Origin of the sequence: Dyadobacter luteus, from assembly GCF_003383615.1 — a bacterium.
GTDB lineage: Bacteria > Bacteroidota > Bacteroidia > Cytophagales > Spirosomataceae > Dyadobacter > Dyadobacter luteus.
On record NZ_QNUL01000003.1, the window covers coordinates 110,468 to 132,360 of the forward strand.

The window sequence follows — 21,893 nt, forward strand, 5'->3', positions numbered from 1 at the left end:
AATGGACAATATACATATCAGTAAAGCTCCACCTTTGCGCGTCGTTATTCCTTTCTACGCTACAGGCGCTTTATTTTTCCTGATTTTCAATATAATGCTACTGATAAGTGCCAATGACCTGATGGGGCATTATTTCAGTCCCCATCTTCTGGCCATTGTACATACCGCTGTGTTGGGCTGGGGAACCATGGTTATTTTCGGCGCAGCCTATGAGCTGTTGCCGGTGCTTTGTGAAAACAGGTTATACAGCGATCGCCTCGCTATGGCCTCCTACGTCTTCCTATTAATCGGTATTGTGCAACTGGTTCCGGCGTTCTGGTTGTTCCGGGCAGGTTCACTCATGATTGCCGGAGGTGGCTGCGTGTTTATTGCGGTGTTTTTTTATGTAATAAATGTAATGCTCACTGCGGGAAATTGCCAGGATCATTCTCTGCATCAGAAATTCCTGGTTAGCTCTGCGTTATGGTTATTGTTAACAGTTACACTAGGACTTTGTCTGGCTATCAATTTACGGTATCCGTTCATGAGTCGCAACCATCTTGATATCATGAAGCTGCATGCACATGCAGGAATAGCAGGATGGTTTTTACAACTGATTACCGGTGTCAGTGTCAAGCTGGTGCCCATGTTTCTGGTCGCTAAAGCTACTAAAACAAGGTGGATCAAGGCTGCATGGTTCTTTCAGAACGTCGGATTAATGGGATTGCTAATAGACGGGCATCTCAGCAATTCGTCCGGACGTGACATTTTATACGCAGCAATCTGCGGAACCGGCATAATATGCTGGATGTATTTTTTGAACGATGTCAGATTACACCGTATAAAAAAGCGGATTGACTTTCCGATGAAGCTGACGATGTCGTCTAATTTCTTTTTGGTAGCAGCACTTATAATGATCCCGGTGGCGCATTACGGTTCTCAAACCAAATGGACGATTGCATATGGCATTTTGCTTTTCATTGGCTGGATCTCTTCAATAATTATGGGGCAAACTTTCAAAACCCTTCCGTTTATTATCTGGAATGAGCATTACAACTCGTTGACCGGGAAAGCCGATATCCCTTTGCCCGCTTCACTCTATGCTGAGATATTGCTTAAATACCAAAACTACTTTTACTTCATTTCGATGGCAGTTTTGCTTGCCGGGATACTTTCTGCACAAATTCTGATGATTCAGGTTGCGCTGCTTATGCTGATAGTGACAGCCCTGCTTTATGTAGCGAATGTATTTAAAATCATCCTTCACAAACCACTAAATAATCATGTACACCGATGAGAAATCCCATCCACATCAGCTAAGGCAAAATGCTATCGCTGCGCTAAAAAAAGTAATTGATCCTGAACTTTTTGTCAATATTATTGACCTCGGGCTGGTCTACGAAATCCTCTTTAACGAAAAATCTGTGGAGGTGCTAATGACGCTCTCTACGCCGCATTGCCCGCTGGGTGATGCCATCAAAAATGGAGTATACAATGTTCTATCAGAAGTTTTCCCGGACAGAGAAATACAGGTGACATTGGTGTGGGAACCTGCCTGGAATCCCGATATGATGACCGGAGAGGGTCGTAAGGAACTCTTTGAAGGATAGTCAGTGCTGCAACACCGGCTAAATATCAGGACGCAGACTGGTCGAAATAGGTATTGAGCTCGATAATGTTGCTGATGCCCAACTTCTTAAAAACCTTCGACTTATGGTTACTTACTGCAGGTGAAGATATATTCACCATTTCTCCGATTGACTTGATCGACATGCCTTTTACAAGAAGTCTGGCAATTTCGTATTCCTTCTCTGAAAGAATATCCATCACATTTTCTGACTTTTGTGGATTAACAAGTTGCTCAAAAGAGCTTTCAAACAAGGATGGACTCATGTATATCCTGTTCTTGATGACCAGATCCAGAGCAAACTTAAATTCTTCGATCGGAGCATTTTTAGGAATAAACCCGCTTGCGCCTGCTTTCAGAAAAGGAATACCATAGTACTTCTCTTCATAATCGGAGCAAATAAGAATAGGAAGATCATGCTGCTTTTTTCTTATCAGATCGACCATGTCCATTCTGTCGCCGTTCGGTATGCCTACGTCCATAATCAGGAGATCAAAACTCTCCTTTTCCAGCGTACTCAGCGTTACGTTGAAATCGCCTGTGACATGTACCTCCACATCCTGCAGGCAACTTTTCAATAGACTTTCTATGCCGAGAATGATGAGCGGATGGTCCTCGGCAATCAAAATACGTTTCATTTTCAAATATCAAATAAGCTAAACTCCAAGGCAAATATAGTACTCAGCGTATAAGGTATAAGCATATATAGTAAAATTATTCGACAAAGAAGTAAAAAAGTTTGATTTTATAGAAATAAATCTACAACAGTATACTAAAATGTTGTATAAAATTAAGATTGTTAGTAAACTACAAAAATTTTTTAACGAGTAATACCAAAGCTTTATCTACACTAAGCAGCTAAAACAAGAACGTATGTTATATCTTCGAGATTATTTTCTTTCAATAAATTTTTGCGAACTTCCACTTGTATGAGATTGCTGATTATCTGCTACCTTACCTTTTTTACTACATATCTATACGCACAACACGCTGCTCCTTCCCATCTCCGAACTGACCTTTCAGAGCAGACAGACAAAGTCTGGCAGAATGGCACGGTTACCAACTACACCCTGGCTCAGGCCGAAACAGGACATTTCAAAGGACAGCTTACGCTCATCAGAAGCAAAAGACCTTCATTTAGTTGGGTCCTGGGTGATACATTACAAGGTGCATATCAGTCTGCCTACCAAATACTAGTCGCTACTTCCATTGATAAACTTGAAAAGGGAAAAGCAGACATTTGGGATTCGGGTAAAGTTAGCAATAAACAAAGTACAGGAATTATCGCTGATAAAGATTTAGTTCAGGCGGACCAGATCTATTACTGGAAAGTGCAAACCTGGAACGAGCATGATGCTGAAAGCGGGTTCTCTGCCATCAAAGCATTCCGCACCGACAAACAACTTACAGATTACCAGCCTCCATTCGTTCCACTGCTTAAAACATGGCAACAGCCAGTCAGCCAAACAACTGGAGCGACAGGAAATACCTTTTATGACTTCGGAAAAGATGCTTTCGCTCAGCCTTTCCTGACAGTTACTTCACCAACTGACGGCGATACGCTCTGGATGCATATTGGTGAAGCAAAAACCGTTCAGAAAACCGTAGACAGAAAACCTTTGGGAAGTCTGCGTTACAGCCGTATCCCTATTCTGCTGCAAAAAGGCACTCATGATTATGCCATTCAGTTTACCGCAGACAAGAGAAATACCGGTCCAAAAGCTATTTTAATGCCGGATTACATCGGAGAAGTTTACCCGTTCCGATATATTGAGCTCCAGGCTCCTACCGGTGATGTCAGAATTGAGCAATTGAGCCGCCAGGTGATCAACTACACATTTAACGACGACGCTGTTACCTTCACCAGTTCAGATACTACCCTGAATCAGATATGGGATCTTTGTAAATACTCCATTAAAGCGACCACATTTTCCGGTTACTATGTCGACGGTGACAGAGAGCGTATTCCCTACGAAGCCGATGCGCTCATCAACCAGCTTTCTCACTATGCGACCGATACGGAATTTAACATGGCCAAACGCTCACTGGATTATCTGATTTATCATGCAACATGGCCTACAGAATGGAGCCTTCAGAACCTGCTGGTTGCCTGGTACGACTATCTGTATTCAGGTGATATCAGAACTGTTGCCACGCTTTATCCTCAACTCAAACCAAAATTACTCACAGAGTTATCCAGAGCTGACGGACTGATCAGTACCCGAACCGGTAAGCAGGATGATGCATTTAAAAAGTCTATTCACTTCAATACTTTTGATGGTAAAAGTACACTTGTCGACATTGTTGACTGGCCTCAGCAGGGCGTTTTGGGTCTGGAGAAAAAGCAGGCCGGTGAAACCGACGGGTTTGTTTTTACCGATTACAATTCGGTTGTCAACGCGTTTCATTACCAGGCGCTTATTTACATGAGCAAACTGGGTAAAGTACTGGGTCACCACGATGATGCAGCGCAATATCTCACTCAGGCAAACAAGGTAAAACAAGCCTTTCAAAAAACATTCATTGATACTAAAACGGGTCTTGTCCGTGATGGCGAAGGAACCGATCACGCCTCGCTTCATGCCAATATGATGGCGCTGGCATTTGAACTGGTTCCAGCCAAATACCATCAGAAAGTACTTGCGCACATACGCTCACGGGGCATGGCGTGCAGTGTATACGGCTCCCAGTTTCTGCTCGACGGGCTTTACAATGCGAATGAAGCCGGCTATGCACTCTCGTTAATGAACTCAGATGCGGAAAGAAGCTGGTATAATATGATCAGAACAGGTTCTACGATTACCACAGAAGCCTGGGACACCAAATACAAACCGAATCAGGATTGGAACCATGCCTGGGGTGCTGCCCCTGCCAATGTTATCGTCAGAAAGCTGATGGGTATCGAGCCCCTGACTGCCGGGTACGAAACGGTAAGTATAAGACCTCAATTGGCCGACCTCGAAAAGGCCTCATTGAAACTGGGAACGCTTCGCGGAGACATCATAACGAGTGTTGAGAACAAAACAGGTAAATTCTCAATGAGCGTTCAGCTACCTGCAAATATGACCGGAGTGGTTTACTTGCCAAAAACAGAATCGGCAGGTACAGTAAAGTATAATGGTAAAATTGTAAAGGCTGCGAGCGAAGGAGCTTTCTACAAAATTGCTGACGTTGGATCAGGCAAACATCACTTTGAAGTGATTGACAAAAACAAGTAATAAAAAACGGGTAAGCTCTTCAGATTGCGAAAAGCTTACCCGTTTCTTCTTTCATAAAGGTAAAAACTACCTGATGTGATGCACCAGCAAAGGCACAGGCGTTTCTACTACCAGCTTTTTGGTGATGCTCGGGTTGATAATGAAACGTTCCAGAAAGCCCCTTTCACGGGTAGACACAACCAGAAGATCAGCGCTCACTTCTTCACAGAAACCAATAATACCCTCTTCAACGCCTCCCCCTTCACGAACAACAATGTCCCCTTCGGCAATATTAAGTCCTTTGCTAATCTGAGATATATACTGATGATCCGGTTGAATATTAGGTTGTTCCAAAGAACTGATCTTGATCAGGGAAAGGTTCGCTCCCAGCTGTCGTGTCAATTCGGCAACATCACGCAGATTACTCATTTCTTCAAATTCAAGCTGTGTGGCATACACTACCCGTTTGATATCGAGATGATCAATTTGTGGAGGAATCACCAGCACCGGACAAGGAGCATCCAATGCAATATTAGTGGCAGAGCTACCAATTAGTTTATCCATAAAACCTCCCTTGCCAGTTCGCCCGACAACGATCAGATCTGCCACAAGTTCCTCTGCATTCCGGATCACAGCGTCGTGAATCCCGTCAGCCTCCCAGATGCTCTGAGCCGAGAATCCCTGTTGTTTAGCCAGTTCCACCTGTTCTTCCAAAAGTGATTTAAAACCTTCTTCCTGTTCTTTATAAATAGGAAGTGAGCTCATCGTCACAGGTAGGGATACATCAGTAATATAGGGCTGATATGCATGTAGGAATACCAAATCGGCATCAGTTTTAGACGCTATCAGCTTGGCCGCATCTATAGCCCGCCCGGCATTTTCAGAAAAATCTATGGGAACAAGAATCGTTTTCATAATCGGATTAAGTTTAATGACTTCAATCAGTTCAGCCATGCTGAACCATGAACATGCTGCAATTTTCAAGGATAATTAACTAAAAAAAATGATCCGTCGCAGCATGAAAGGTGACAAAAGTTACATCTGATGGCGGGCGATGTACATCAACCTGCTGCCGTGTAATATAAATAATACCCCTTCCTGCTAATGTGCTCATATTCTGAGAACTGCTTTTAACACTGTGAAATCCTGTATCACACCAAAACAAGATTATTAGAAAAAGACAAAAAGTTTATTACTATACAATACCGATAGGAAATAGATATTTAACAAATTTTAATTAATTTTGCAGAGCAATTTGAATGCGACTTGCAAGTAAACCGGAATAAACTTAACAAAACCAGAAGATTATTCCGATTTAAGCGACAAAACAGAAATAAATGCTAATCATACCACTGGTTAACATTAGAAAACAAAAGACTCGCCGCCAATTGCATTATATTATAAAAATTATATTTTATGAAAAGACAAACTCTATTACTATTCTGGCTGTTTTTGAGCGGATTGGGATTTGCTCAGGCTCAGGACAGAACCATTAGCGGTGTGATTACAGATGTTTCCGATGGCAGCCCTCTGCCTGGAGCTTCGGTGGCAGTAAAAGGAACTTCAACAGGTACACTTACAGATGTGAACGGGACTTACAGTCTCAAAGTGAATCAGAATGCAACAACATTTGTAATCTCTTTTATTGGATATCTGGCAGAAGAAATACAAATCGGAAATCAGAATGAAATCAACATTGCCCTGAAACCTGATACGAAGGTTTTGAATGAAGTAGTTGTTACCGCACTAGGTATTTCCCGTGAAAAACGTGCGCTGGGTTATGCTGTGCAGGAGATCAAAGGTGAAGCGATGCAGACCCGCCCCACCAACGCACTGGCTGCATTGTCGGGAAAAGTAGCCGGTTTGCAGGTAGTGAGCTCAGGAGGAAACATGGGTGGATCATCGCGGGTATTGCTGCGTGGTATCAATTCTATTTCAGGAAATAACCAGCCTTTGTACGTAATCGACGGAACACCTGTAGACAATGCCGATCTGAACAGTGCTGCTACCAGCGCCGGTAGCGGTGGAAAGGACGTCGGTAACATGATCCAGGATATTAATCCGGACGATATCGAAAATATCTCCGTACTGAAAGGACCATCTGCTGCTGCTCTTTACGGAACACGTGCGGCAAATGGCGTTATCCTGATCACAACCAAAAAAGGGAAGGAAAACAGTAAGGTAAATATTACACTGAACACAGGTATCGAATTCGAGAAAATCGTTCGTTTGCCTAAGCGTCAGAAACTGTACGGACAAGGTTTTTCTTCAACTTTCCAAAAAGCGAACATTGGCGGAAACGACTACAACATTGTGGAATACGCCGTTGATGAAAGCTGGGGACCTAAACTGGACGGCACTCCGGTATTACACTGGTACAACCTCGATCCTGAAAACACAGCAGAATACCTGAAACCAGAACCATGGTTGTATCCTAAAAACGACGTACACTCTTTCTTTGAAACAGGTGTAGCGAATACAAACAGTTTCTCGATCAGTGGAGGAAACAGCAATTCTACTTACAGGCTTTCTTATACCAACAAGAACGTAAACGGAACAGTACCGAATTCGTCTCTGAAACGCAACTCTATCAATTTCTCCGGCTCGTCTCAGCTTGGAAAACTGAAAGTGTTCAACAATTTTAACTACATGAGAAATACCTCTGTGGGACGTCCATGGACAGGTGCTACCAACAGAAATATCATCCTGGAAGCATTCCAATGGGGCGGTGTACAGGTTGATTACAACAAGCTGAAAAACTATAAAAGAGCTGATGGAACCCAGATTCTCTGGAACCGTACAGGCTATCAGAATACACCTGCGGCAGAAGCAGCGCGGTTTATTGACAACCCGTACTGGTCGGCTTATGAAAGTTACCTGGACGAAACCCGCGACCGTTTTTATGGTAACGTAGGATTGGTTTATGATGTAAACAGCTGGTTGAAAGTAAGCGGTAAAGTAAATGCTGATGTATACCAATATCAGTATCAGGACCGTATCGCAGTTTACTCTCGTACACAATCTCAATACCAGGAGTACAGCAACAACTTCAGCGAATTCAACTACGAATTGCTGGCTTCTGCAAATAAAAGCTGGGGCGATCTGTCTTTGAATGTGAATGTGGGTGGAAACATCATGAGCCAGAAGAGACGTATCAACGACCAGGTTACACAAGGTGGATTGATATTGCCTCAATACTACAATCTGCGAAATGCAAGTTCTGTTTTACCTAATTCTAACTTCTATCAGAAACAGATCAACTCTGTATTTGGTAGTTTCTCTCTTGGCTACAAAAGCTTACTTTTTGTGGATGGTACTGTGCGTAACGACTGGTCTTCTACCTTGCCGGTTGACAGAAATTCATTCATTTACCCGTCTGTTACAACCAGCTTAATTTTAAGTGAGTTGAAAGGCATTAAAGAAATAGGCTGGCTTGATTTTGCCAAAGTACGTCTGGGATGGGCTCAGGTTGGTAATGATACAGACCCATATCAACTGCAACGCGCCTACGAAGCCACTCAGTCATTTGACGGAATTGCAGGATACAAGCTTCCAGAACGCCTTAACAATGGTTTGCTTAAACCGGAGATCACCACCTCATGGGAAACGGGTTTGAATATTCAGGCATTTAAAAACAGAGTGGGACTTGACTTCACCTACTACGACAATGTGAGCCGTAACCAGATCATCAATATTCCTGTATCGTCTGCTTTCGGATATGATTCAAAAGTAATCAACGCAGGTAAGATCAATAACAAAGGTATTGAAATCACGCTGTCGGGCACCCCAATCCGCAGCAACGGATTTGAATGGAACAGTACCATCAACTGGTCACGTAACCAGAACAAGGTGATCAGATTGGCAGAAGGAGTAAATACTTTCCAGTTATCCAATAGCCTTGTAACGCTCGTAGCGCGTGAAGGAGAGCAGTATGGCCAGTTATTAGGATATGACTTTGTATACGCTGCGGATGGACAGAAGGTGATCAAAGCAGACGGAACTTATGAAAGAGCACAACAGCTTACATCCATGGGCAGCGTGTTGCCTAAGTATTTGTTTGGCTTCCAGAACAGCTTCACATACAAAAACTTCAATCTGGGCTTTTTGATAGATGGACGCGTAGGTGGAAAATTCTTCTCGCAAACCTACAAGGTCGCTATGTATGCAGGTATTCTTGACAAAACTGCGGCGAATAACATCCGTGAAACCGGCGTGGTGCTTGATGGTGTAAAAGGAACTGTTACCTACAACAGCGATGGTTCTTATGCAGTAACAAATACAACCCAGAACGATACCCGTATTACTGCTCAGGCGTGGGCACGTAATGAGTACAGCGGCCCTACTCCGTTCACCATCTTTGATGCGTCGTTTGTGAAGCTTCGTGAAATTACTTTTGGCTACAATCTTCCATTGAAAAGCCAGCTGATCAAACAGGTTTATTTCGGACTATATGGACGTAACCTGGCCAACATCTATGCTGCCAGCAAATACATCGATCCTGAGATGACAAGCAGTGGCAGTAACATCCAGGGTATTGAAGGTGGTAACATCCCGGTTCCCGCAACGTACGGACTAAATGTTAATGTGAAATTTTAATCGGGATTAAGTGATATTCCGGTTTCAGAAAGACTAATTCAAATGATGAATACAACCATTAAATCATATACCATACAGTCGCTCGCGATAGCCGCAACAGCGTTTCTGTATGCATGCAGTGACGGCCGTTTTGAGGAAATCAACAGTGATCCTAACAGGCCGGCCAACGCAACAACTACGACTATTCTGGTAGCTGCTGAAAAGCAGTTGATGGACAACCTGCGTAATGAGAATATCTCACTTCGCGGATCGCAGCTGTTTGCTCAGTATTACAGTCAAAATATCTACAGTGATCAGTCAAGATACGATATCCCCCGTTCTACTTCAGATACTTATTGGAACACCACCTATAAGACTCTGAATAACTTGAATGATATCATTATTAAAAATACGGATCCTGCAACCAAAAATATAGCAGCCGCCGGAACCGCAGGAGCTAACCAGAACCAGATTGCTATTGCCAGGATTTTGAAAGCTTATGCATTTCAGGGGCTGACAGATGTATTTGGCAATGTTCCTTATCAATCTTATGGCAACAATGATCCCGAATTCCAGGCATTGCAACAAAGCCCGGAGAATCTGAGCCCTGCATATGCAAGTCAGCAAAAGATTTATACCGATATTCTGAATGAACTGAAAGCCGCCGGAGATACACTGATTAAATACAAAACGCTGAACACATTTGGCAACTATGACGTGATCTACAAAGGAAGCAATGAGAAATGGGCAAAGTTTGCTAACTCACTTCGTCTGCGTGTGGCCACCAGAATTCGTAAGCAGCTTCCTGAGCAGTCAGAAGCACATTTTGCTGATGCGCTACAGAAAGGTGTGTTCACTTCCAATGCTGATAACGCGGTTTTCAAATACCTGACGCAGGCTCCAAATGAAGCTCCTCTGTACAGAGCAACCGTGACTGCCAATCGTAAAGACTTCGCCATATCTCATGTGTTGATAGGTGTATTGAAAGGTGAAACCGGTCCTGTGAAGGTGGAAGATCCTCGTCTTGGAATATATGCTGCCAAAAACGATTCGGGTAAATATGTTGGTCAACCTTATGGATTGCCGGTAGCTGCTGCCGGATTACTTACGTCTAACGTTGTGAGCCTTCCCGGTACTCTGCCTAATGCAGCAAACTTCGGAGAAGTATTGCAGGAATATTCAGAAGTTGCTTTCCTTATTTCGGAATATAAAAATTGGGATCAGCAAACTTATGTAAACGGTGTTACTGCATCATTGGAGAAATGGGGAGCTACTCAGGCACAAATTAACACCTATGTAGCAGCATTGCCGGCAGCATCTAAGGCGAACGTAATTGCTCAGAAATACCTGGCGCTATTCACTCAGGGTGATGAAGCATGGAGTGAAATCCGCAGAACAGGCGGACCTTCATTTTTAGTTAAACCGGGTGATGTGGTATGGAGAAGAGTAGTTAGCGGAGTGACCACCGAGTACAAGTTCCAGCCTCTTTTCGGAAATGGTATTCCACTTCGACTCTATTACCCTACAAAAGAACAGAGCGTGAACCTGGCAAACTATCAGAAAGCTGTTGGCGCACAAGGTAATGACGACATTACCACTGCACTTTGGTGGAATAAGTAATTGAATATAAAATAGAAAGGCCGATCAGGAGGCAGCATTTGCGAACTTCTGATCGGCTTTTTCATTTTCTGATCCGGAAAGAACTACTCCTCCGAATCATTATAAGATCCCTCTTCCGTCTTGGTAGAACCTTCCACTGCTTCGTTAATAAACTTCATTTCATGCTTTGTGAGATCACGCCATTTGCCAACGGGTATGCTCTCCAGCGTTACATTCATAATTCGTACCCGCTTCAGTTTATTTACTGAATAACCCAGGTACTCGCACATTCTTCGGATTTGCCTGTTAAGTCCTTGCGTAAGAATGATGGTAAATACGTGACTACCCTCCTTCCGAACAAAACACTTTTTAGTAATTGTGTCTAATATCGGTACTCCGGCAGACATTTTGGCTATAAAGTCAGGTGTAATCATCTTGTCGACGGTCACTACATACTCCTTTTCATGGTTGTTGCCTGCCCTGAGTATCTTGTTGACAATATCCCCATCGCTGGTAAGAAAGATCAACCCCTCGGAGGGCTTATCCAGTCTGCCGATCGGAAAAATCCTTTCTTTATGTCCGATAAAATCTATAATATTACCTTTGATCTGCCTTTCCGTTGTACAGGTAATTCCAACAGGTTTATTGAAAGCAATATAGACTGGCGCCTTCTTCTCCTTCAAAGGCTTACCATTCACTCTTACATCATCAGCATCCGAAGCTTTGTCACCCAGCACCGCTATTCTGCCATTCAACGTTACTTTTCCCTGCTCCACAAGTTTGTCTGCCTCGCGGCGGGAACAATAGCCAGTTTCGCTTATAAATTTATTTATCCGAATCATTCAATTAAAATTTTGATCTCAGCGGTATTGAATACCTTTTGCATGAAGCAAAGTTCCGGCCAAAAATCAGCATATACAATTACCTGTGCGTAATACCCTGGCCTGAATCAAAAAAATATAATATTACATTTATAGAGATTCGTCCCCGATCCGGCTTTAAGTGATTAACAACACAAAAATAACATTTATGAAACATCGCTATTCGCTAATCCCTATTCTACTTCTACTTTCCTTTTTAACACTTCATGCGCAGCCTGTTAAGCGCTACGTGGAGGTGATTGTAGCAGCCGACCATGAAGACTGGACCTACAAAACAGGTGAAAAAGCGCAATTCACGATATCGGTAATGCGTAACGGGCATCTGGTAAAAAATGTCCCTGTACGTTACGAAATCGGCCTTGAAAAACTGGAACCGACTATCAAGCAGACGAAAACTGCAGCCGATGGCAAACTCACTATTGATGGTGGTACGATGAAGACTCCCGGCTTTTTACGATGCATTGCCTATGCAACCGTTGATGGAGCCGAGTACCGCGGACTTGCCACTGCAGGTTTCGATCCGGAGAAAATTCAGCCTACAGTAAATAATCCGGCAGACTTTGACGCATTCTGGGATGCTGCGAAGAAAGAGCTGACTGCGGTACCTATGGATGCCAAAATGACTTTGTTACCAGAGCGTTGCACAGCTAAAGTCAACGTGTATCATGTGAATCTGCAAAACAACCGCACAAATGTACGCGTGTACGGAATATTGAGTGTACCCAAAAAAGAAGGAAAATATCCGGCACTGCTAAAAGTACCCGGAGCTGGTGTAAGACCTTATTATGGTGATATAGCAATGGCTGAGCGAGATATTATCACTCTGGAAATAGGGATTCATGGTATTCCTGTAACTATGGACGCTTCTGTTTATACCGACATGGGACAGGGTGTGTTAAATGGTTATCCAAGTTATAACCTGGATGATCGTGATAAGTTTTATTACAAAAGAGTCTACCTGGGCTGCGTTCGGGCCAACGACTTCCTGACAAGCCTGCCTCAATACGACGGACAAAACCTTGCCGTTACGGGTGGTAGTCAGGGAGGCGCATTGTCAATCATCACAGCCGGATTGGATCCACGTGTAAAATGGCTTGGTGCATTCTATCCTGCGCTCAGCGATGTGACAGGCTATCTGCATGGAAGAGCTGGCGGTTGGCCGCATTACTTTGACAAAAATGGAGTTCAGTTGAATAACACAAAAGAAAAACTGAATACACTGGGCTATTACGACGTAGTTAATTTTGCGCGTCGGGTGAAAGTACCTGGCTACTATATGTGGGGCTTTAATGACGAAACATGTCCACCAACTTCCATGTATGCAGCCTATAATGTAACCACCGCACCGAAGGATCTTAAACTGTATCTGGACACGGGGCACTGGACGTACGCTGATGAAAGGGAAATCATGAATAACTGGCTCACAGACAAACTGAAAGGCAAATAGCTACTCAGATTCGAAAAAGTAAACTTTACTTTTTTGAATATTATTTCAAAAAGAAAGACATTTCAAATGCCACAGGTACTTACCTTGGCATTTGTTTTTTAGAACCGGTTACAATTATTCCATTCAATCCATACCAAAATGCCATTGCAACAAGTTGAAACAGCAAGTGAATATATCAGAGAAAAAACGGATGGCTTCGTTCCCGATTTCGGAATCATTCTGGGCACCGGCCTTGGTTCTCTGGTCAATGATATAGAAGTCAGTCATACTTTATCTTATGCAGATATTCCTGGCTTTCCTGTCTCTACTGTCGAGTCACATTCCGGCAAACTGATATTCGGAAAACTCTCCGGACAAAAAATTGTCTGTATGCAGGGGCGTTTCCATTATTACGAAGGCTATGACATGCAGCAGGTAGCAATGCCTGTACGTGTGATGAAATGGCTGGGCGTACATACTTTGCTTGTATCCAATGCCTGTGGAAGTCTTAATCCCGAATATAAGGTAAGCGAGCTGATGGTAATTGAAGATCATATCAGTCTGTTCCTTCCACATAATCCACTCACAGGCAAGCACATCCCTGAATTTGGCGACAGATTTCCTGATATGAGTGAGGTTTATGACAAAACACTGGTAAGCAGAGCGCTGGATATAGCCACCGCAAATCAAATCCCGGTACATTCAGGCGTGTATGTTGCTGTCACAGGTCCGCAACTTGAAACCCGTTCGGAATACAGAGTGCTCCGCCAGCTGGGTGGCGACGTAGTGGGGATGAGTACAGTTCCTGAAGTTATTGCGGCCCGACAGTTAGGACTCCGTTGCTTCGGGCTATCCGTAATTACCGATCTGGGAATACCTGAAACACTGGAAAAAGCAGAATTCAGCAAAATCATTGCTGCAGCTCAAAAAGCAGAGCCATCTATACGTTTGATTTTGAAGGAATTACTAACTTATATGTAAACGAAAAGGCGGTTAAACAGCACAAGTGTTTAACCGCCTTTCTCAACATTTCCTGTTTGCTTAGTCGATTTTTACGACTTCAGCAGGAATATTATACTGCTCTATCACTTCACGAGTGAAACGGACATGCCCTCTTGGCGCCATCAGATACAATTTTGCACCTTTCATGCCTGCCAATTCGCTCAATAGTTTCCATTTAGAAATACTGCCTCTCAACTGATCTGTTTTCATAGACACTTCAAGATAATGTCTGTTAAACATGTTTACCCCTGTCACATCCGGAGTAAATTTCAGGTTGTCAGCAGCTCTTTCATATGATTTAGGAGTTTCGTAGCCTTCTATATTGGCCTGAATTTCCTTAAAACCATGAGCTTGTGCCCACTTAACAACAAGTGGAATGAACGATTCCTTTTCCATAAATATCAACGAATAATTTTTATTCTAATTAAGCGAGGAACTCAAAAACAAATATCAAACTGAACCGGATGCAGAGACTAAAAGAATACCCGGCAATGTCTGTGATGTAGTATTTCCTAATAACCCCGAAAGTTAGGGGTTTTCACCAAGCTAACCAAATTTTAATTGTTAAACTATTCAATATTCCAGCTCGTCCAGAAAGTTCCTGTATGCCCTTTGCAGCTCCTGATGCGCCTTCACATTGCTCTGCGTCAGTGCAAGAGCCAGTCCATCCTTATAAATAGTTTCGGCTTTGTCATTATCTTCTTTCGCAGCGAAAAAATCTGCTGCATGGTAATAGGTTGGCAGATAACTGGCATGATCACGAAGCAAAATATCAAAGAGCTCTCCGGCCCTTTCAGGAGACGACTTCAGATACTCCAAAGCCAAAGCATAAACATTAAAGGGGTCTGTCGGGTCTTCTTCATAGAAGGCCAGAAGATTGGTAAGTAGGGAATTGCTCATCAGAATTATTATGCTTGCATACTATTTTAGATTTTCATTTATTTGTGAAAGACATAAGTTATTTCCGGAATAAGTTAACCAGGTAACTCACATATCATGAAAATACTTGTTTGTATAACCAACGTACCAGATACGACCGCCAAAATATCCTTCACAGATAATGACACCAAACTTAATAAAAATGGTGTCCAATACATCATCGGACCCTACGATGACTACGCACTTGCCCGCGGAGTTGAGATCAAAGAACAGACAGGCGGGACACTTACTGTACTGCATGTGGGTGAAGCAGATGCGGATCCACAAATTCGTAAAGCGTTGGCGATTGGCGCAGACGATGCTATCCGCGTGAATGCAGATCCACAGGACTCTTACTTCACTGCTGCACAAATCGCACATATTGCCAGGCAAAATAGCTACGACCTGATATTGATGGGACGTGAATCTATCGACTTCAACAGTGGTGTTGTACACGGACTTGTGGGTGAAATGCTGGGAGTTCCCTCCTATTCACCCGTAATGAAACTGGAGCTGAACGGCACTACTGCCACTATTGCCCGCGAGATTGACGGAGGAAAGGAAACACTCACCGTTACCCTGCCTTTGGTTTTGGGATGCCAGGAGCCTATTGCTGAATGGAAAATACCGAACATGAGAGGGATTATGACGGCCCGTACCAAACCTCTGCAAGTGGTAGAGCCGGTCGGCCTGGATGAGATGACAGCACCCGAAAAGTTCACTTTGCCCGCTCCAAAAGGTGCCTGCAAGATGATCCCGGCAGAGGATGCGGCCAGTCTGATCCGACTACTGCAAACGGAAGCGAAGGTTCTCTAGTCTCATGCTTATTATTCACAATTCAAATTTGATTCATTATGTCAGTCCTCATATTTGTAGAATTAGATAACGGTAATATCAAAAAAACATCATTGGAGGCAATTGCCTATGGTGCCAGCGTCGCTTCACAAACCGGATCAACGGCAACTGTACTTGCCATCGGACAAGCAGATAACTCAGAGCTGGAAAAAGCGGGACATTACGGAGCTTCGAAAGTATTACACGCTTCCGATGAGCATTTGGCACATGAAAATGCACTTGCTTACTCGGATGTATTGTTCCAGGCTGCAACAAAGGAAGGGAGCAAAATTATTATTCTTTCCAAATCAGGATTGGGTGATGCGGTTGCTGCCCGTGCAGCTGCCCGACTCAAAGCCGGTGTGGTTTCAGGGGTCACAGAGCTTCCTCAGATTGATGGCGCTTTTAAAGTAACAAGAAGCATTTATACCGGTAAGGCTTTTGCCACCACCGAAATCAAGTCGGATGTGAAAGTCCTGGTGATCCGAAAAAACGCCATTGAGGTGGACGAAGCAGCCATTTCGGGCTCAGCAGCGATTGTGGAGACATTTGCTTCCTCTCGCCGCGATTCCGATTACCAGGCGCAGGTAACCAACGTTGAAAAAGCCAGCTCAGAATTATCTCTGACGGAAGCTGATATTATTGTGTCAGGCGGCAGAGGTATGAAAGGAGCAGATCATTGGCAACCTCTGCTTGATCTGGCTAGTGCATTAGGTGCCGCTACCGGCTGCTCAAAGCCAGTATCTGATCTGGACTGGCGCCCTCATCACGAGCACATCGGGCAAACGGGCATTAAAGTTGCGCCTAACCTATATATAGCATGTGGTATTTCCGGAGCAATACAGCACCTCGCGGGGGTCAATGGGTCTAAATGTATTGTCGTAATTAACAAAGATCCGGAAGCTCCATTCTTTAAAGCGGCTGACTACGGGATCGTAGGAGATGTTTTTGAAATACTTCCTAAACTTACTGAAGCAGCAAAGGCGTTGCGTTAGAGGTCGAAAAACCTTCTCAGCGCCTGTTCACAAAGCTTTCTGAACTTTGTTAGAAAACACAACCGAACATAAACGGGCTATAATCAACCTGTTATAGGTATTTGGTTAATTGTTGCTCACAGCGCTGAAATACTTAACCCGTCAGGCATTTTTTTATGCAGGACGGGTTTTTTACTTTTGCAAGCTTAAAGCCTGTGTTCTGTGCACCTTGTCAGGAACGGTTTAATCTGCTAATTCGTTAAGGAACTGAAATTCAATCATCTTTCATGACGTCCTTAGTACATTTTACAGGAACTAACAGAGAAACACCAGGTTTGAATCACCACAGCTGTTAACAAAACTTGCGCCAGCGCATCAAAGTTTAAACGTGAAAAAAATAAAGTTAGAAATTCTGGGTCTTTCCCCCAGCCAGTCTCAGGCAGGCTCATTTGCATTGGTTCTTGGCGAAGAATTAGGGAATCGCCGTTTACCGATTATCATCGGGGTATTTGAGGCCCAGGCAATCGCCGTGCAGATAGAGAACATTGTGCCCAACAGGCCGATGACGCACGATTTGTTCAAATCATTTGCAGATGGAATGAACTACACACTAAAGGAGATTGTGATTTCAGACTTGAAAGAAGGCATATTTTATGCTAAGATTGTTTGTAAAGATGAACTTAGGGAAATTGAAATAGACGCTCGTCCATCCGATGCAATTGCGATCGGTCTGCGTTTCGATATTCCGATTTACACATATGAAGCCATTCTTTCCGAAGCGGGTATCATATCCAGCTCATCTTCTGAAGATGATGAAGAAGAGGAAGACGACGACCACGAAACAGTGCGCGAAACAGTAGCTTCAAAAGGCAATAAGGATCACCTTCAGGATATGTCCTTCGAAGAGCTGCAACGTATTCTTGACGACGCTCTTTCAAAAGAGGATTATGAAAAAGCAGCCCAGATTCGTGATGAAATGGGACGCCGAAACTAATAATGCCTGTTTAGTTAAAAATAGTTAAGCATCGTTTTAAGTAAGAATCCTTATCATTAAAATCGTACTTTTGCCGGTATCGCATTCGAATCAAAACAAATACGGACAGCAAAAATGCGAAATCTCACGCGCTTATGCCTAAAAAGAAGAAGATCGGTAGTTATCCCAATGCAATGATTGTAATGAGTCTTACGGCTGCATTATTTCTTATTGGTTTTTGTGGATTACTGGTGATACAATCCAAAAAACTGGTTTCTATCATCCGTCAGAATATAGAAGTTCGGGTGTTTCTTGATAAGGAAATCACCAAGGCGGGTCAGGATTCTGTTCTGAATATCATCAAGTCCAAACCTTACGTACTGGTTTCTTCCGAGGTAACTCCTATCACGTTCTTCTCCAAAGAAGAAGCTGCTAAAGAGTTTATAGATGGCACAAAGGAAGATTTCACCACCTTATTGGGTGAAAATCCGTTGAGAGATTCCTACCGTGTTAAAATCGGTGAAGAGTACTTCGAAGAAGCGAAATTGCAACAAATCAAAAAAGATCTCGAACAGATCAATGGCACCTACGAGGTCGTCTATCAGGAAGACCTTGCCGATAATATTAACAGAAACGTAACCAAGATTTATATTGTACTGGCGAGCTTTGCACTTGTTATGCTGATCATTATTGTACTTCTGGTTAACAATACGATCAAACTTGCCATTTACTCGCAGCGATTCCTGATTCGCAGTATGCAGCTGGTAGGAGCAACCAATGGCTTCATTCAACGTCCCTATATCCTGCGTGGCGCGCTGCAAGGGCTTACAGGTGGAATTGTGGCCGGCGGTCTATTAATCGCTTTACAGCAGGTGGCCGTCCGCAATGTGGAAGGATTAGGAATGCTACAGGAATACGACAAAATTGTGATACTGGTAGGTGTAGTTCTGGCTTTAGGAATATGTATTGGTATCGCCAGCACCTATCAATCGCTGGCACGTTACCTGCGCATGGCACTGGATGATCTTTACTGATTTTAAAATCAAAACTCTTAATAACTGAATATGAGCAACCCAAAAAGTAATTTACCTTTTTCTTCTGCCAATTACACCACCATGCTGATCGGTCTGGTTGTAATTTTGGGAGGTTTTCTGATTATGACATTTGAAACCGCAGAATTTGGCTTCGGCGCATTGGGCCTGACTGTAGGACCACTGATCGTTATCGCAGGGTTCATTATTGAGTTTTGGGCAATCTTACGTAAACCTTCGAATTCATGAGTATATGGCAGGCCATTATCCTTGCTATTATTGAAGGGATTACAGAATTTTTACCCGTGTCTTCAACAGGACACATGATTATTGCTTCCTCCTTTATGGGGATCAGCCACCTGGACTTCACCAAAATGTTTACGGTTAATATCCAGTTTGGTGCTATTCTTTCCGTATTGGTACTTTACTGGAAAAGATTTTTCCAATCTACAGAATTCTATTTTAAGCTTTTTGTAGCATTTCTACCTGCTGCCGTTCTGGGTTTTCTGTTGAACGACATCATCGACGCCATGCTTGAAAACGTAATCGTTGTGGCTATATCGCTGCTTGTAGGAGGAATTATCCTTTTGTTTATCGACCGTATTGCGAACAACACAGTTTCTGAGAAAGAAATCTCCTATTTCGATGCATTTAAGATTGGTTTCTTTCAGTGTATCGCGATGATTCCTGGGGTTTCAAGATCAGCATCTACGATCATTGGAGGTATGCTACAGGGATTGTCACGCAAACAGGCTGCTGAATTCTCTTTCTTCCTGGCAGTACCCACTATGGCGGCTGCAGGAGGTTATAAATTATTGAAAACATACGACACGATTCAAGCAGAAGACATCAAAGTTTTAGCTATCGGAAATCTTGTTGCGTTTGTAGTTGCATTACTTGCTATCAAATTCTTTATCAGCTTTGTAACAAAGTACGGCTTCAAGGTGTTTGGTTACTACCGGATCATTCTTGGATTGGTTTTACTAGGCCTGCTCGCATCCGGATATAAACTGGACGTGGTTTAATATACGTAATGACATTTTACAGTAAACCACAGGGCTGTCTCTGTGGTTTATTATTTTTTACTGAATATAGTTTTCAGGTTTTACCTGCCGGACATTCGCCTGCATATCAAATCTGAGTTTTAAATAAATGACAAACTTGAATACAGAAGCTCCCCTACCTGACGAAGGTGAAGTAATATTGATTAACAAGCCGCTTCAATGGACTTCATTTGATGTTGCCAACAAGCTGAAACGCGCATGCAAATTCAAAAAAATAGGTCATGCCGGTACGCTGGATCCTCTCGCTACAGGTCTGTTAATTCTTTGTACGGGAAAGAAAACAAAACAAATTGATACCTACCAGGCTCAGGAAAAGGAATATACCGGAACATTTGTTTTAGGTAAAACTACACCTTCCATTGATCTGGAAACTGACTTTGATGCGGAATTTCCGACAGACCATATCACCGAAGAAGTTCTTGAATCTGCACGCCGGAAACTAACCGGACACATTGAGCAGGTACCTCCCATTTACTCCGCTGTAAAAGTGGATGGAGAGCGATTATATAAAAAAGCCAGGAGAGGAGAAACTGCTGAAATTAAAAAGAGGCAGGTAGAAATTTCTGTTTTTGAAATTGATTCGACTCACTTTCCATCTATCGACTTCCGCATAGTATGTACTAAAGGAACCTATATCCGCAGTATGGTGCGCGACTTTGGCGAACTTGCAGGCAGCGGCGCTTATCTTAGCGCTTTGTGCCGGACTCGTATCGGAGCATTTGAATTAAAAAATGCTGCGGAACTGACCGAGTTCATTAACCGGAAAAGGATTGAGTTGAAGTTATCAGTTGACGAATGAAAATTTACCATAATCTGGATGAGTTCCAAAAACTCAGCTTCGGAGTTGTAACCAGCGGAACATTTGACGGTGTTCATGTGGGTCATAAAAGGATATTATCCCGACTGAAAGAAATCAGTCAGCAATGTAACGGAGAGACAGTTGTGCTTACCTTCTGGCCTCATCCGCGCATGGTAGTTTCAGAAGACAGCCAGTCCCTGCAGCTATTGTCCACCATTGAGGAAAAGATTGAACTGTTCGCTGAACTGGGCGTGGATCACTTGCTCATTATTCCTTTTACAAGGTCATTCTCGGAGCTTTCTTCACAGGAATTTATTCAACAGGTACTGGTTGATAAAATCGGAACCCGTAAGCTTGTGATCGGATACGACCACAGGTTTGGAAAAAACCGCGAAGGCAGCTTTGAATTTTTGCAAAAGAATTGCTCTTCATATGGTTTTGAGGTTGAAGAAATTCCGCGCCAGGATATCGAAGATCTTGCCATAAGCTCGTCACGTATCCGTGGTGCGTTGCTCACCGGCCACATTCATGAAGCCAACGAGCTCCTGGGTCGCCCCTACACAGTTTCCGGAACAGTTGTGAAAGGCAAACAATTAGGACGAACCATAGGATTTCCGACTGCCAATATCCACCCCGACGAATCATACAAACTCATTCCTCAAAATGGAGTTTACGTGGTTAAGGCCAGCTATAAGGAGTGGGTCTTTAACGGAATGTTGAATATCGGAGTGCGCCCAACCGTTGACGGTACATCAAAAACGATTGAAGTCAACATCCTTGATTTTGATCGGGAAATATACGGGGAGGAAGTAAAGCTTGAACTGTTGCACTATTTGCGTGCGGAGCAAAAATTCAACGGACTACCTGAACTGATTGCACAAATCAATATTGATAAACAGGCTACCATTGACTATTTCGCCAACTTGGATTAGTTGCACAATTATAGATAAGACCTGGCTGTACTTGTATAGTTGCTATTCCGACCGCAAGTCAGCGTGGTATGCTTATTTGGGA

At 43.2% G+C, this 21,893-nt stretch carries 20 protein-coding genes; 15 read left to right on the top strand and 5 right to left on the bottom strand.

Annotation, left to right across the window (positions count from 1 at the left end):
• Position 1: 1 nt before the first annotated feature.
• Positions 2–1,276, top strand: coding sequence for a hypothetical protein (locus DSL64_RS05560; RefSeq protein ID WP_115829675.1), 1,275 nt, complete (start codon positions 2–4; stop codon positions 1,274–1,276).
• Positions 1,263–1,589, top strand: a complete 327-nt coding sequence (locus tag DSL64_RS05565) for a metal-sulfur cluster assembly factor (protein WP_115829676.1) — start codon at positions 1,263–1,265, stop codon at positions 1,587–1,589. The genes DSL64_RS05560 and DSL64_RS05565 overlap by 14 nt, the downstream gene beginning before the upstream one ends.
• Before the next feature lie 25 nt (positions 1,590–1,614).
• On the opposite strand, the gene DSL64_RS05570 is transcribed toward DSL64_RS05565, so the two are convergent.
• On the bottom strand, positions 1,615–2,244 hold the full coding sequence (locus DSL64_RS05570) for a response regulator (RefSeq protein WP_115829677.1): 630 nt from the start codon (positions 2,242–2,244) through the stop codon (positions 1,615–1,617).
• 291 nt (positions 2,245–2,535) lie between these two features.
• Here DSL64_RS05570 and DSL64_RS05575 point away from each other — a divergent pair, with 291 nt between their 5' ends.
• On the top strand, positions 2,536–4,824 hold the full coding sequence (locus tag DSL64_RS05575) for an alpha-L-rhamnosidase-related protein (protein ID WP_115829678.1): 2,289 nt from the start codon (positions 2,536–2,538) through the stop codon (positions 4,822–4,824).
• 66 nt (positions 4,825–4,890) lie between these two features.
• Here the strand turns inward: DSL64_RS05575 and DSL64_RS05580 are convergent, their stop codons facing one another.
• Positions 4,891–5,718, bottom strand: coding sequence for a universal stress protein (locus tag DSL64_RS05580; protein WP_115829898.1), 828 nt, complete (start codon positions 5,716–5,718; stop codon positions 4,891–4,893).
• 501 nt (positions 5,719–6,219) lie between these two features.
• On the opposite strand from DSL64_RS05580, the gene DSL64_RS05585 reads away from it, so the two are divergent.
• Together DSL64_RS05585 and DSL64_RS05590 are read left to right on the top strand one after the other, a co-directional pair.
• Positions 6,220–9,399: a SusC/RagA family TonB-linked outer membrane protein gene (locus tag DSL64_RS05585; protein ID WP_115829679.1), complete on the top strand. Its 3,180-nt coding sequence runs from the start codon at positions 6,220–6,222 to the stop codon at positions 9,397–9,399.
• Between the two features lie 42 nt (positions 9,400–9,441).
• The gene (locus DSL64_RS05590) at positions 9,442–10,998 is read left to right on the top strand and encodes a SusD/RagB family nutrient-binding outer membrane lipoprotein (RefSeq protein ID WP_229216973.1); all 1,557 of its coding nucleotides are present in this window, start codon (positions 9,442–9,444) and stop codon (positions 10,996–10,998) included.
• 83 nt (positions 10,999–11,081) lie between these two features.
• Here the strand turns inward: DSL64_RS05590 and rluF are convergent, their stop codons facing one another.
• Positions 11,082–11,819 carry a 23S rRNA pseudouridine(2604) synthase RluF gene (gene rluF / locus DSL64_RS05595; RefSeq protein WP_115829681.1) on the bottom strand — a complete coding sequence of 246 codons (738 nt, stop codon included), beginning with the start codon at positions 11,817–11,819 and terminating at the stop codon, positions 11,082–11,084.
• A 187-nt stretch (positions 11,820–12,006) separates the two neighbouring features.
• On the opposite strand from rluF, the gene DSL64_RS05600 reads away from it, so the two are divergent.
• Together DSL64_RS05600 and DSL64_RS05605 are read left to right on the top strand one after the other, a co-directional pair.
• A complete protein-coding gene (locus DSL64_RS05600) occupies positions 12,007–13,305 on the top strand; it encodes an acetylxylan esterase (RefSeq protein WP_115829682.1) in 1,299 nt (432 codons plus the stop codon).
• Positions 13,306–13,443: 138 nt separating this feature from the next.
• Positions 13,444–14,265, top strand: a complete 822-nt coding sequence (locus DSL64_RS05605; protein WP_115829683.1) for a purine-nucleoside phosphorylase — start codon at positions 13,444–13,446, stop codon at positions 14,263–14,265.
• 60 nt (positions 14,266–14,325) lie between these two features.
• Here DSL64_RS05605 and DSL64_RS05610 read toward each other — a convergent pair whose 3' ends face one another.
• Together DSL64_RS05610 and DSL64_RS05615 are read right to left on the bottom strand one after the other, a co-directional pair.
• Positions 14,326–14,682, bottom strand: coding sequence for a hypothetical protein (locus tag DSL64_RS05610; protein WP_115829684.1), 357 nt, complete (start codon positions 14,680–14,682; stop codon positions 14,326–14,328).
• Between the two features lie 177 nt (positions 14,683–14,859).
• Entirely contained in the window at positions 14,860–15,186 is a 327-nt protein-coding gene (locus DSL64_RS05615) for a tetratricopeptide repeat protein (RefSeq protein ID WP_115829685.1), read from the bottom strand.
• 96 nt (positions 15,187–15,282) lie between these two features.
• Here DSL64_RS05615 and DSL64_RS05620 point away from each other — a divergent pair, with 96 nt between their 5' ends.
• The 8 genes from DSL64_RS05620 (at position 15,283) to DSL64_RS05655 (ending at position 21,811) form a co-directional block, all read left to right on the top strand.
• On the top strand, positions 15,283–16,020 hold the full coding sequence (locus DSL64_RS05620) for an electron transfer flavoprotein subunit beta/FixA family protein (protein WP_115829686.1): 738 nt from the start codon (positions 15,283–15,285) through the stop codon (positions 16,018–16,020).
• A gap of 38 nt (positions 16,021–16,058) precedes the next feature.
• Positions 16,059–17,033: an electron transfer flavoprotein subunit alpha/FixB family protein gene (locus DSL64_RS05625; RefSeq protein WP_115829687.1), complete on the top strand. Its 975-nt coding sequence runs from the start codon at positions 16,059–16,061 to the stop codon at positions 17,031–17,033.
• 367 nt (positions 17,034–17,400) lie between these two features.
• Positions 17,401–18,006: a bifunctional nuclease family protein gene (locus tag DSL64_RS05630; RefSeq protein ID WP_115829688.1), complete on the top strand. Its 606-nt coding sequence runs from the start codon at positions 17,401–17,403 to the stop codon at positions 18,004–18,006.
• Between the two features lie 134 nt (positions 18,007–18,140).
• Positions 18,141–19,019 carry a cell division protein FtsX gene (locus DSL64_RS05635; RefSeq protein ID WP_115829689.1) on the top strand — a complete coding sequence of 293 codons (879 nt, stop codon included), beginning with the start codon at positions 18,141–18,143 and terminating at the stop codon, positions 19,017–19,019.
• A 30-nt stretch (positions 19,020–19,049) separates the two neighbouring features.
• Positions 19,050–19,265 (top strand): DUF3098 domain-containing protein, encoded by a 216-nt coding sequence (locus DSL64_RS05640; protein WP_115829690.1) that lies wholly within the window; start codon positions 19,050–19,052, stop codon positions 19,263–19,265.
• A complete protein-coding gene (locus tag DSL64_RS05645; RefSeq protein ID WP_115829691.1) occupies positions 19,262–20,041 on the top strand; it encodes an undecaprenyl-diphosphate phosphatase in 780 nt (259 codons plus the stop codon). The genes DSL64_RS05640 and DSL64_RS05645 overlap by 4 nt, the downstream gene beginning before the upstream one ends.
• Before the next feature lie 127 nt (positions 20,042–20,168).
• On the top strand, positions 20,169–20,879 hold the full coding sequence (gene truB / locus DSL64_RS05650; RefSeq protein ID WP_115829692.1) for a tRNA pseudouridine(55) synthase TruB: 711 nt from the start codon (positions 20,169–20,171) through the stop codon (positions 20,877–20,879).
• On the top strand, positions 20,876–21,811 hold the full coding sequence (locus DSL64_RS05655) for a bifunctional riboflavin kinase/FAD synthetase (RefSeq protein ID WP_115829693.1): 936 nt from the start codon (positions 20,876–20,878) through the stop codon (positions 21,809–21,811). The genes truB and DSL64_RS05655 overlap by 4 nt, the downstream gene beginning before the upstream one ends.
• The last annotated feature ends 82 nt before the right edge of the window (positions 21,812–21,893 follow it).